This window comes from Pseudomonas sp. PDM19 (assembly GCF_014852215.1).
In the GTDB taxonomy this organism is placed as follows: Bacteria; Pseudomonadota; Gammaproteobacteria; order Pseudomonadales; family Pseudomonadaceae; genus Pseudomonas.
In genome coordinates, this window is record NZ_JACVBG010000005.1 from 786,338 (window position 1) to 798,372 (window position 12,035).

Annotated in this window: 12 protein-coding genes; 6 read left to right on the forward strand and 6 right to left on the reverse strand. The window is 66.0% G+C overall.

The annotated features are described in order from the left end of the window. Window positions 1-3: 3 nt before the first annotated feature. The 3 genes from nosZ to IB273_RS30055 form a co-directional block, all read right to left on the reverse strand. Window positions 4-1,911, reverse strand: coding sequence for a TAT-dependent nitrous-oxide reductase (gene nosZ, locus IB273_RS30045; RefSeq protein ID WP_081519083.1), 1,908 nt, complete (start codon window positions 1,909-1,911; stop codon window positions 4-6). A 27-nt stretch (window positions 1,912-1,938) separates the two neighbouring features. Beyond that, window positions 1,939-4,086 carry a transcriptional regulator NosR gene (gene nosR / locus IB273_RS30050; RefSeq protein ID WP_192225700.1) on the reverse strand — a complete coding sequence of 716 codons (2,148 nt, stop codon included), beginning with the start codon at window positions 4,084-4,086 and terminating at the stop codon, window positions 1,939-1,941. A 74-nt stretch (window positions 4,087-4,160) separates the two neighbouring features. Beyond that, window positions 4,161-4,472, reverse strand: a complete 312-nt coding sequence (locus tag IB273_RS30055; RefSeq protein ID WP_054910310.1) for a c-type cytochrome — start codon at window positions 4,470-4,472, stop codon at window positions 4,161-4,163. Window positions 4,473-4,672: 200 nt separating this feature from the next. Between IB273_RS30055 and IB273_RS30060 the strand changes: the two genes are divergently transcribed. The 6 genes from IB273_RS30060 to IB273_RS30085 all read left to right on the forward strand — a co-directional run bounded on the left by IB273_RS30060 (window position 4,673) and on the right by IB273_RS30085 (window position 10,187). Further along, on the forward strand, window positions 4,673-5,470 hold the full coding sequence (locus tag IB273_RS30060) for a CbbQ/NirQ/NorQ/GpvN family protein (RefSeq protein WP_192225701.1): 798 nt from the start codon (window positions 4,673-4,675) through the stop codon (window positions 5,468-5,470). Next, a complete protein-coding gene (locus tag IB273_RS30065) occupies window positions 5,454-6,047 on the forward strand; it encodes a cytochrome c oxidase subunit 3 (RefSeq protein WP_192225702.1) in 594 nt (197 codons plus the stop codon). Before IB273_RS30060 ends, IB273_RS30065 begins: the two co-directional genes overlap by 17 nt. Continuing rightward, window positions 6,044-6,292 (forward strand): cytochrome C oxidase subunit IV family protein, encoded by a 249-nt coding sequence (locus tag IB273_RS30070; RefSeq protein ID WP_081519087.1) that lies wholly within the window; start codon window positions 6,044-6,046, stop codon window positions 6,290-6,292. Before IB273_RS30065 ends, IB273_RS30070 begins: the two co-directional genes overlap by 4 nt. 113 nt (window positions 6,293-6,405) lie before the next feature. Beyond that, the gene (locus tag IB273_RS30075; RefSeq protein WP_045213987.1) at window positions 6,406-6,846 is read left to right on the forward strand and encodes a c-type cytochrome; all 441 of its coding nucleotides are present in this window, start codon (window positions 6,406-6,408) and stop codon (window positions 6,844-6,846) included. Window positions 6,847-6,848: 2 nt separating this feature from the next. Further along, the gene (locus tag IB273_RS30080) at window positions 6,849-8,273 is read left to right on the forward strand and encodes a cbb3-type cytochrome c oxidase subunit I (protein WP_081519088.1); all 1,425 of its coding nucleotides are present in this window, start codon (window positions 6,849-6,851) and stop codon (window positions 8,271-8,273) included. 66 nt (window positions 8,274-8,339) lie between these two features. Next, the gene (locus tag IB273_RS30085) at window positions 8,340-10,187 is read left to right on the forward strand and encodes a nitric oxide reductase activation protein NorD (protein WP_192225703.1); all 1,848 of its coding nucleotides are present in this window, start codon (window positions 8,340-8,342) and stop codon (window positions 10,185-10,187) included. Between the two features lie 182 nt (window positions 10,188-10,369). On the opposite strand, the gene IB273_RS30090 is transcribed toward IB273_RS30085, so the two are convergent. From IB273_RS30090 to ytfE, 3 genes are all read right to left on the reverse strand, one after another. Beyond that, entirely contained in the window at window positions 10,370-10,552 is a 183-nt protein-coding gene (locus IB273_RS30090; RefSeq protein ID WP_081519090.1) for a protein DnrP, read from the reverse strand. A gap of 3 nt (window positions 10,553-10,555) precedes the next feature. Further along, entirely contained in the window at window positions 10,556-11,239 is a 684-nt protein-coding gene (locus IB273_RS30095; RefSeq protein ID WP_081519091.1) for a Crp/Fnr family transcriptional regulator, read from the reverse strand. A gap of 108 nt (window positions 11,240-11,347) precedes the next feature. Then, window positions 11,348-12,019, reverse strand: coding sequence for an iron-sulfur cluster repair protein YtfE (ytfE, locus tag IB273_RS30100; RefSeq protein ID WP_081519092.1), 672 nt, complete (start codon window positions 12,017-12,019; stop codon window positions 11,348-11,350). Between the last annotated feature and the right edge of the window lie 16 nt (window positions 12,020-12,035).

Consider the following 12,035-nt stretch of genomic DNA (forward strand, 5'->3'; position numbering starts at 1 on the left):
TCGTCAGGCTTTTTCCACCAGCATGCGGCCGACCATTTCCATGTGCAGCGCATGGCAGAACCAGCTGCAGTAGTACCAGTGCAGGCCGGGCTTGTCGGCGGTGAAGGTGATGGAGGAGGTCTGTTGCGGGCTGATCTCCATGCTCACGCCGTGGTTGACCACGACGAAGCCGTGGGTGACGTCCTCGATCTCGTCCAGGTTGGTGATGGTGACGGTGACTTCATCGCCCTGTTTCACGGTGAACTCGGTAAGACCGTAGGCGGGCGCGGAGGAGGTCATGTAGACGCGGACCTTCTTGCCGTCGCGGATGACCTTGTTGTCCTGCATCAGGTCGATGCCGTCGCGCTTGGCGATGGCCACGGTCTCGGCGAAGAACGGGTCCTTGCGGTCCCAGATCTTGCGGGTCTTGATCTGGTCGCGGCGGGCGAGGATGCAGTCATGCGGCTCGGCGAAGGTGGGGCCGTCGTGCACCAGCTTCATCTCGTCGCCGGAGATGTCGATCAGCTGGTCGTTCTCCGGGTGCAGCGGGCCGGTGGGCAGGAAGCGGTCCTTGGAGAACTTGCTGAGCACGATGATCCACTTGCCGTCGGCCTCCTTGGTCTCGGTCAGCGTCGCGTGGTTGTGGCCTGGCTGGTAGTGCACGTCGAGCTTCTGGCGGATGTAGTCGACCTTCTCGCCCTTGTAGGCGCGAATCGCGTCGGCGATGTTCCATTTCACCAGCTGGCTGTCGATGAACAGCGTGGTATAGGCGTTGCCGCGGCCGTCGAAGGTGGTGTGCAGCGGGCCCAGGCCCAGCTCCGGTTCGCCGACGATAACGTCGCGCGGGTCCTTGAGCTTGCCGGAGAACAGGTCGGGCAGCTTGTCGATGGCGATGATGCTGCAGGTGGGGGAGAGCTTGCCGTTGGCGATGAAGTACTTGCCGTCCGGCGAGGTATTGAGGCCGTGGGGGTTCTTCGGCACCGGGATGTAGCGGGTGACGACGCTGTCCTTGCCGTCCTTCTTGCGCCCGTCGACCACCGGCACCTTGCTGTCGCCCAGGGTGATGAAGCGCTTGGCCTTGATCTCCTTCTCGATCGCCGGGACGTCGAACACCACCACCCAGTCGCGCTCGTTGCGCATCATGCCGGCCAGATCGGTGGCCTTCTCCGAGTTGTAGCAGGTGGCGGCCGTGAAGCGGCCGGTGTAGTCCATGTCGCTGTTGTCGAGGTTGCCGTCGACGATGACCTGCCAGGCCACTTCCATGGTCTCGGCATCCAGCGCGTTGTACATGGTGAAGGCGTTGTCGCCGGTGATGTCGAAGCTCGTCCCGTCATTGGGGTGGGGGATGATGAACTCGGCGTTGCAGAACACGTACTGGGTGTGCGGCACCTTCTGCAGGCGCAGGCCGTGGATGGCCTGGACGTTGGGAATGGTGGTGATGCGGTCGCACTTCATGATGTCCAGGCGGATGCGCGCGACGCGGCTGTTGGCCTTGTCGTTGATGAACAGGTACTTGCCGTCGTACTTGCCGTCGGTCATCGAGATATGCGGGTGGTGGCAGTCGCCGTTCTGGAAATGCGCGCTGTCGCCGAGGACGCGTTTGCTCTCGTTGGTCAGGCCCCAGCCGGTGGCCGAGTCGACGTTGAACACCGGGATGCGCATCAGCTCGCGCATCGATGGGATGCCCATCACGCGAACCTCGCCCTGGTGGCCGCCGCTCCAGAAGCCGTAGTACTCGTCCAGCTCACCGGGGGCGATGTGGATCTTGTCCTGGGCCGACTTGACCGCGTCGGCCCAGGCCTCGCGAGAGGTGAACGCGCCCATCGAGCCTGCGGTCACCAGCGCCGCTGCGCCGGTGACCGCGGAGGCACCGAGGAAACCCCGCCGGCTGAGCCCGGCGATCTCGTCGTGCTGCTGTTTCTTGTCAGTCATTTCCTGCTCCTTCCTGAAGGCAAATGGTCAGATCTGTTGCACTGCAATCAACTGGTCGTCGTCGCTGGCAGTTGCCCGCTTGCCGCGCTTCTTGCGCTTGTTCACCAGCGGCGGGCACTTGTTCTCGTTGTGGTAGGTCATCTGGCAGTCGAGGCAGTAGTGGCACTCGTTGGCGTTGATCCTTCCATCGGGGTGGATGGCCTGGATCTCGCATTCCTTGGCGCACAGCTGGCAGGGCTGGCCGCACTCCTTGCGCCGCTTGAGCCAGTCGAACAGGCGGGCCTTGCCGGGGATCGCCAGCGCCGCGCCGAGCGGGCAGACGTAGCGGCAATAGACCTTGCGGGTGAACAGGTTGAGGACCAGCAGCAACACCACGTAGGCGACGAACCACCACTGGCGGTCGAAGTGCAGGGTGATGGCGGTCTTGAAGGGCTCGACCTCGGCGAAGCGCTCGGCGGTGGAGAGCGACTCCAGGGAGAGGCCGAACAGCACCAGCAGGACGATGTACTTGATCGCCCAGAGCCGCTCGTGGACGGCGAAGGGCAGCTCGTACTGCGGCACCTTGAGCTTGCGCGCGGCCTCGTTGAGCAGCTCCTGCAGGGCGCCGAAGGGGCACAGCCAGCCGCAGAACACGCCGCGGCCCCAGAGCAGGATGCTGGCGGCGGTGAAGGTCCAGAGGATGAACAGCACCGGGTCGATGAGGAACAGTTCCCAGCGGAAGCCTTCGAACAACGCGTGGACGAAGGTCAGCACGTTGACCACCGACAGTTGCCCCAGGCAGTACCAGCCGATATAGGTCAGGGTGAACAACAGGTAACCCCGGCGCAGCCAGTGCAGCAGTTGCGGACGGCGGGTCAGGGTATCCTGCAGGAACAGGATCACCGCGAGCAGCCCCAGGGCACTGAGCAGCACGCCGATCTGGAAGCTCTTCTGGTACCAGACGCGCAGCCACATCGGCCGCTTGGCATCGGCCAGCGCCTCCAGTTCCGCAGCGGTCGGTTGTGGCCGGTCGAGGTAGCCTTCGGGCGTCTGGTAGCCCAGGTCGAAGGTGGTGAAGAGGCTGTCCACCGGGCCGGTCTGGCGCCGCACCAGCAGTTCCAGGTCCCACGGGGTGCCGGGGTCGAAACGCTGCGCGGCGCGGACGATGAAGATCGCCATCTCGACGAAGTGCGGCATGCCCTCGGCATAGGTGTCCGACAGGCGCTGGTAGTCGAGGTCGCGGAAGCTGAGGATGTCGCCGAACTGGCGGATCTGCACCCGGTCGAAGATGCCGCCGCGCACATAACCCGAGCCCTTGAACGAGTACTCGCCGCTGCCCATTACCACCACGGCGTATTCGTTCGGCTTCAGGGAGTCCATCAGCTCGCGGTACTGCCTGTCGCCGAGCAGGTTTCGGCCGACATTGGGCGGGTTCAGCAGGGCGGTATAGAGGTCTATGAAAGTGTCGTCGCGCTGCTGCGCATCGCGGGCCTGGTCGACCTTCTCCGCGGCGGTGCCCTTGAAGGCATCATCGATCTGCCCGCGGGTCAGTTTCAGCTGGCGGATCGCGCCATTGCCCAGCAGCTCGCTCCAGCTCGCCGGCTGGTAGGCGTCGGCGCGGACGATGGCGGGCTTGGGCCGCACCTGTCCGTCGTCCTTGATCAGCTTGAGCGACACCGCCACGGTACGGGCGGCGCGCATGACGATCTCGTTGACCACCATGACCGTCACGGTGGCGCCGGCGACGGCATCCACGGTGACCGTCTGCGGATCGCCGGAGCGGCCCACGGCGACCCGCTGGTCGGCGCGCAGCCCGGAGTAGCCGGCGGTGAAGGCGTGAAGTTTCTCTTCGGGAATGCCGATCAGCAGGATCGGCTCATGGTGTTCGAGGACGTAGCTGTCGCGGATCACCGCCTGCGGATCGAGGATCACCTGGAGGTTGATCGGCTTGCCCGAATACGCGGGCATGCGGGTGACGCGGATGCTCTGGAAGGCATAGCCCAGCAACTTGTCGCCGTGGGACAGGCGCCGCACGCCGTACTCGCCTTCGGGTTCGCCGATATGATCGGCCTGGGGAAACACCTGCTGGATGCGCGTCCGCTCCAGATCACTGAGCTCCGCACCCTGGACCGCCAGGCCGGCCATCAGCAACAGACAGCCGACCAGGAGCCTGAACCACTCGCGAACGCCCACCATGAGGCCTCCTTCCTCCATGCCCGAACGGGCAGAACTGCGTCAGAAGGCGGTGGGCGCCCATCTCACGCGGCAGGTCACTTCAGGGTGACGATCCACTCGGCCAGGGTCTTGGCTTCTTCCGGGCTCACGGCGTTGGCTGGCATCGGAATCGGGCCCCAGTTGCCCTTGCTGCCGGTCTTGATGCTGTTGGTGATGTGGGCGACACCATCGGCCTGCGGGCCGTACTTGGCGGCGACGTCATGGAAGGCGGGGCCGACGAGCTTTTTGTCGACCGAGTGGCAGGCCACGCAGGCCTTCGCCTTGAACAGCTCCTCGCCGGTGCTGGCCATCGCGGTTGTCTGGACCAGCAGGCCGCCGAACAGCAGGGCTACCAGGGCTTTGTTCATGAACGTCTCTCCTCACAGGCTTGGCGCTTCGAGGCGCCGATCGTTTTCGCCGGCTTCCCGCCCGGCGTCTGTGGCGATTCTAGGAGCGGCCCATGCGGCTTCCGCTTGATGCCAATCAAGAACTTCCGGCGACGTGCTTGAGGCAATCCGTCGCGCTGGATAGCTTGCTACCCGAAACTTCCTACTGAGATTCGCCCGTCATGAATGCCCCTGTGCAGAACGATCCGCCGCTCTTCTACCAGCCTTCAGGCAACGAGGTAGCGCTGTTCACCCACGCCTCCGCGCAGGGCATGCCGGTGCTGATCAAGGGCCCGACCGGCTGCGGCAAGACGCGCTTCGTCCAGCACATGGCGCAGCGCCTGAACCTGCCGCTGTACACCGTGGCCTGCCACGACGACCTGTCGGCGGCGGACCTGGTCGGCCGTCACCTGATCGGCAGCGACGGCACCTGGTGGCAGGACGGCCCGCTGACCCGCGCGGTGCGCGAGGGCGGCATCTGCTACCTGGACGAGGTGGTGGAAGCGCGGCAGGACACCGTGGTGGTGCTGCACCCGCTGGCGGACGATCGCCGCGAGCTGTTCATCGAACGCACCGGTGAATCCCTGGTGGCGCCGCCGGGCTTCATGCTGGTGGTGTCCTACAACCCCGGCTATCAGAACCTGCTGAAGGGCATGAAGCCCAGTACGCGCCAGCGCTTCGTCGCCCTGCGCTTCGATTACCCGACACCGGAAGTGGAAGCCGGCATCATCGCCCGCGAGGCCGGCGTTTCCCCTGAGCTGGCGCAGCGCCTGGCGCAACTGGGCGTGGCCCTGCGCCGCCTGGGCCGGCAGGAGCTGGAAGAGGTCTGCTCGACGCGCCTGCTGGTACTCACTGCGCGCCTGCTGCAGGCCGGCGTGGCGCCGCGTGATGCCTGTCGCGCCGGGCTGGCCGAGCCGCTGTCGGACGACGAGGCCACGGTCGCCGCGCTGATGGACCTGGTCGATGTCCACTTCGTCTGAGGCGACGCTCAGCGCCCGGCACCTGCCGGGCGACCTGGCGATGTGGTTCTTCATCCTCGCCGAGCTGACCGTCTTCGCCATCCTCATCATCGTCTTCGCCGTGACCCAGCACCTGGACGTCGAAGGCTTTCGCGCCGGGCGCGCGCAGCTGGACCTGTCCACCGCCCTGGCGCTGACCCTGACCCTGCTTACCGCCGGCTTCTGCGCGGCGCTGGCGGTGGAGCAGGTGCGCCACGGCCGCCAGCGCCGAGCGGCCGTGTTGCTGGGTATTGCCGTGCTGCTGGGGCTGGCCCATGTGGTGCTCAAGTCCGGCGAATACCATCACCTCGCCGCACGCGGGCTGGACCTGGAGTACAGCACCTTCTTCACCCTGTTCTGGCTGATCACCGGCTTCCACTTCCTGCACGTGCTGCTGGGGCTGGTGATCCTCGGCTGGATGACCCTGCGTTGCCTGCGTGGCGCCTACCGCAGCGACGCCCTGGGCGGGCTGGAGTCCGGCGCGTTGTATTGGCACATGGTCGACCTGGTCTGGGTGGTGCTGTTCCCGCTGGTCTACGTGCTGGCGCCTGGCTCATGAGGACGTTGCTGCTCGCCTGGCTGCTGATGCTGCCGATGTCCGTCGCCTCGGTCTGGCTCGGTCACCATGCACCCGACCTGCTGCTGCCGGTGGCGGCGATCCTGCTGCTGGGCCTGGGCAAGGCCTGGATCATCACGCTGCGCTTCATGGAGCTCAGCCACGGCCCGCGACTGTGGCAAGCGCTGCTGCTCGGCTGGCCGCTGGTGGTCACCGGCGTGATTCTGGCCCTGCACGCAACTCCCTGATTTTTCTTCGAAAAAATACCTGACTGGAAGCATTGGTCTTTCTTGATTGCCATCAAGCGAGAGGTCCTGGGTCGCTTCCTACAATGGCCCCGACCGTGACCTAGGAGGGCCCCATGTCAGAGACATTTACCAAAGGGATGGCGAGGAACATCTACCTGGGAGGAGGCGTTTTCTTCTTCCTGGTATTCCTCGCGCTGACCTATCACACCGAAACCACCTTCCCCAAGCGCACCAACCAGAGTGAGCTCACCGAATCGGTGGTGCGCGGCAAGCTGGTGTGGGAGCAGAACAACTGCGTGGGTTGCCACTCGATCCTCGGCGAAGGCGCCTACTTCGCGCCGGAGCTGGGCAACGTAGCGGTCCGCCGTGGCGGTGACGCGGCCTTTGGCAGCTTCCTCGCGGCCTGGATGAAGATGCAGCCGCTGGGCGTGCCCGGTCGCCGGCAGATGCCGCAGTTCCACCTGAGCGACCAGGAGGTCACTGACCTTGCGGCGTTCCTGCTATGGACATCGAAGATCGACACCAACAAATGGCCGCCGAACAAGGAGGGTTGAACATGAACCCGGGCAATCCCTATCTGAAATTCGCCTCGCAGTCGGTGGCCAAGCCGTACTTCGTGTTCGCCCTGATGCTCTTCGTCGGGCAGATCGTCTTCGGGCTGATCATGGGCATGCAGTACGTGGTCGGTGACTTCCTGTTCCCGGCGATCCCCTTCAACGTCGCGCGGATGGTGCACACCAACCTGCTGATCGTCTGGCTGCTGTTTGCCTTCATGGGCGCGGCCTACTACCTGATCCCCGAAGAGGCCGACCGCGAGCTGTACAGCCCGAAACTGGCCATCGTGCTGTTCTGGGTGTTCGCCATCGCCGGCGTGCTGACCATCCTGGGCTACCTGCTGGTGCCCTACGCGGGCCTGGCGAAGCTGACCCACAACGAGCTGCTGCCGACCATGGGCCGGGAGTTCCTCGAGCAGCCGACGATCACCAAGATGGGTATCGTGGTGGTGGCGCTGGGCTTCCTCTTCAACATCGGCATGACCATGCTCAAGGGCCGCAAGACTGCCGTCAGCGTGGTGATGATGACCGGCCTGGTGGGCCTGGCGGTGTTCTTCCTGTTCTCCTTCTACAACCCGGAAAACCTGTCCCGCGACAAGTACTACTGGTGGTGGGTCGTGCACCTGTGGGTGGAAGGCGTGTGGGAACTGATCATGGGCGCGATGCTGGCCTTCGTGCTGATCAAGATCACCGGCGTCGACCGCGAGGTCGTGGAGAAATGGCTCTACGTGATCATCGCCATGGCCCTGATCACCGGGATCATCGGCACCGGCCACCACTTCTTCTGGATCGGCGCGCCGCAGGTCTGGCTGTGGCTGGGTTCGATCTTCTCCGCGCTGGAGCCGCTGCCGTTCTTCGCCATGGTGCTGTTCGCCTTCAACATGGTGAACCGTCGTCGCCGCGAGCACCCGAACAAGGCCGCCGCGCTGTGGGCGCTGGGCACCACCGTGACCGCCTTCCTTGGCGCCGGCGTGTGGGGCTTCCTGCACACCCTGGCTCCGGTGAACTACTACACCCACGGCTCGCAGCTCACCGCCGCCCACGGCCACCTGGCCTTCTACGGCGCCTACGCGATGATCGTCATGACCATGATCAGCTATGCCATGCCGCGCCTGCGGGGCATCGGCGAAGCGCCTGACGCCCGTGCGCAGAGCCTGGAGATCTGGGGCTTCTGGCTGATGACCATCTCCATGCTGCTGATCACCCTGATGCTCACCGCCGCCGGTATCGTCCAGGTCTGGCTGCAGCGCATGCCCGCCGATGGCGCCGCCATGCCGTTCATGGCCACGGTCGACCAGCTGAAGATCTTCTTCTGGCTGCGCCTTTACTCCGGTGTCGGTTTCTTCATCGGGCTGATCTGCTACCTGCTGAGCTTCCGCCAGCGCGGCCGCGTGGCCGTTGCCTCGGGCGCGGCTCAGGTGAGCTGATCGATACCGTCCACCCGGGCCCGACCGCTTTGCGGCGGGCCCTTTTTTCGTTCTGCAGGGGGCGCCATGACCATCCACCTCGAAATCGAAGAAAGCTTCGGCCGCGTCTGGCACCGCTTCATCACGCGCCGCGCCAGCCCGGAGTTCGAAGAGGCGGCAGTCAGCCTGGAGGAAGTGCGGCGCAGCCTGCTGCTGCTGTTCCGCGGCACCGGCGGCGAGGCCGGGGTCGGCGTGGAGGCGGCCAGCGCCCGCGAACTGCTGGTGCGCCGCAGCCTGCTGCAGCAGGTGGCCGGCACCTGCCAGCAATTGCCGGTGGCCTGGTTCGACGCTGATTCCCTGCGCCTGCCCGCGCAGTTGGCTGTATACCCCGACGCCGAACTGAACCACGAGCTCTACCGCTGGCTGGCGCTGCTGGCCGCGCACAGCCAGCCGATGCGCCACTGGGCGCGCGACAACCAGGCCTGGACCTGCGCCGTGCTGGAGCGCTACCCGCTGCTGCGCCCGCGCTACCGTCGACTGGTGGAAGCGCTGCTCGGCCTGCGTCCCGACCCCGCTGATCTGCCACCGGCGGAAGCGGAACTGGAGCTGGCGCTGCAACGGGCGCTGCGCGATCCGGGTAGCGTCGAGCGCCTGCCACGCAGTGAAAAGGCGCCGTGGCCGGTGCCGTTGTGGCTCTACCCGCCGCAACGACTGGCCGCGCCGCAGCACACCGACCTGATCGACGGCGACGAGCACGGCCGCTCCGCCCACAGCGAAGCCAAGGGCCTGGCACGCAAGCGCGCCGAGCGGGTCGAGCAGGACCCCGGTCGCGGCGGCCTGCTGCTGTTCCGCCTGGAAAACCTGTTCAGCTGGTCCGAGCACATCGAACTGGATCGCGCCGGCGACGACAGCGAGGACCTCGACGCGGCGAAGGTCGCCGACGACCTCGATCACCTGAGCATGTCCCGACAACGGCAGAAGAAGGGCGGCGGGCTGAAGCTCGACCTCGACCTGCCGGCCGCCGACTTCGACGACGTGCCGCTGGGCGAGGGCATTCGCCTGCCGGAATGGGATTACCGTCGCCAGCAACTGATCGACGACCACGTCTGTCTGCAGCCGATGCTGCCCCGCGATGCCGTTCCGGCGCCGCTGCCGGACTCACTGGCGCCCATTGCGCGGCGCCTGCGCCGGCAGTTCGAGAGCCTGCGCCAGCAGCCCCAATGGCTGCGCCGGCAACCCCAGGGCGCGGAGCTGGACCTGGAAGCCTGGCTGGACTTCAGCGTCGAGCGGCGCCTCGGCGCCTGCAGCGAGCCCGGGCTGTTTCTCGAGCGCCGGCAGACCCGCCGCGACCTTGCCTGCCTGCTGCTGGCGGACCTGTCGATGTCCACCGACGCGCACATCGACAACGACCACCGGGTGATCGACCTGATCAGCGACAGTCTGCTGCTGTTCGGCGAGGCGCTGCAGGCGGTGGGCGACCGGTTCGCCCTGTACGGGTTCTCCTCGCTGCGCCGCCAGCAGGTGCGCCTGACCCAGCTGAAGACCTTCGATGAGCGCCACAACGATGTGGTGCGCGGGCGCATCCGCGCGCTGCGGCCGGGCTACTACACGCGTATGGGCGCGGCGATCCGACGGGCCACGCAGCTCCTGCTGGAACGCAAGGAGCGCCAGCGAGTGCTGCTGATCCTCACCGACGGCAAGCCCAATGACCTGGATCTGTACGAGGGGCGCTACGGCGTCGAGGACACTCGCCAGGCAGTGCTGGAAGCCCGCCGTGCCGGACTGGTGCCGTTCTGCATCACCATCGACCGCGAGGCGGCCGACTACCTGCCGCACCTGTTCGGCAGCCAGGGTTACCTGTTGATCAACGATCCGGCGCAGCTGCCAGTTCAGCTGCCGCAGCTCTACCGGCAGCTCACCCGCCGGCAGGGCTGACCATTGTGGGGGCGCGCCCTGCGCGCGATCGCGGGCATGGCCCGCTCCTACAGGGTGAAACCACGGGGTCAGTTTGGGGACGTAGGGCGAATGAAGCGGGACGCTTCATCCGCCGCGGCGGATAACGCCTGGGGCGTTATGCGCCCTACAGGGTGTTCACAGGTAGCGGCGGAAAGCGGGAATCAGCGCGGCAACCACACCATCATCACCCCGCAGAACACCGCGAGAATGGCGCAGTACCAGGCGAAGCGCCGCAGTCTGCGTTGCTTCGCCAGTTCCTGGTCCACCGGCAGGGGCATCCCGCACTGCGGGCAGTCCGCAGCATCCTCGGGGCTCTCGTGCTGGCAGTACAGGCACTGGCGCATGGCTTACTCGAACTGTTCCAGCCGCGCCACATCGAGCACCTGCACGGTGCGGCCGTTGAGGTCGATGATCTTCTCGTCGATCAGTCGCCGCAGCACGCGGGAGAAGGTCTCCGGCTGGATCGACAGGTGCCCGGCCACCAGTTGCTTGGCCATCGGCAGTTCGAAGCGGCCGTCCTGGTTGCCATGGCGGTTGAGCTGGGTGATCAGGTAGCGCACCACGCGGTGGGTGGAGTTCTTCAGCGACAGCGTCTCGATCTCGTTGATCCGCCGGTGCAGGCGCACGCAGAGAGTGGCGAGCAGGGAGAAGGGCAGCTGCGGGTTGCTGTGCAGCAACTCCATGTAGGTGCGGTTGGCGAAGCGGTAGACCTGCGTGGGCTCCAGCGCCTGGGCCGAGGCCACGTAGTCGGAGGTGTCCATCAGCATCATGGCTTCGGCGAAGGTCTGCCGGCTGCCGACGACCTCCAGCACCTTTTCCTGTCCCTCCGGCGTCAGGCGGTAGATCTTCACCGCACCGGAAATCACGAAATAGAAGGAGTGGGCCGGCTCACCCTGGAGGAACAGCTTGTCGCCTTTCTCCAGGTTGAGCAGCGTGCTGGTGGCGAGCAGCTGCTCCAGCTGTTCTTCGTTGAGCACGTTGAACAGATGGTGGCCGCACAGAATCTGGTGGTGGACGCGATGCGCGAGCATGGCGGAGCGCTCCTGGGCGGGGACAATCCCGCCAGTATGCGCGATGCCGCTGGGCAGCGTGGTGAGACAAGCTGTCACTGGTCGCCCTCCTGGCTCCCGGTCCGGCACTCAGGCCGGGTGGTTGGCGCCCAGGAACAGCAGGTTGTTCTCCAGGTGGATGTGCTGCATCAGGTCGCGGCGCAGCTCTTCCAGGCCGCTGTAGAGCCGGCGCCAGCTGTTGCAGCCGTCCGCCGGCACGGTGAGGTCGTCGGTCAGGTCAGCCAGCGCGGCGAGGGATTGCGAGTGTTCGTCGTGCTCATGGCGCATCACGCCGATCGGGCCCTGCACGTGGGTCAGCGGGATGCCCTGGCGCAGCCAGGGGAACAGCACGCTTTCCTCCTTGCACATGTGCCATTCCAGTTCTTCCTGCATCTTCTTCAGGTGCGCGGTCAGCCCGGCCGGGCATTGCGGATGTGCGGCATGGGTCTTCTCGACGCGCTCGGCCAGCGGAATCAGCGCCGGCAGCTGTTCGCGATGGACCTTGTGGTAGCGCTCGAGGATGTGGTCGATCAACTGGTCGTTGCTGGTCAGGCGCCAGTCGGTCTGGTCGTTGGCAGGCGGCAGCGACTGCAGTTCGGCGGCGATGCGCTGGGCGTCGAGGCCCTGTTCGCTGGCGGCTTCGCCCAGGCTGCGCTGGCCGGCGCAGCAGAAGTCGAGCTTGTAGTCGTGGAACAGCGCGGAGCTGCCCGGCAGGCTGAAGGCCAGGTCGCTCAGGGTGCGCTCGGTGAGGTTGTCGGTCATGGCGGGCCTCGGGTGG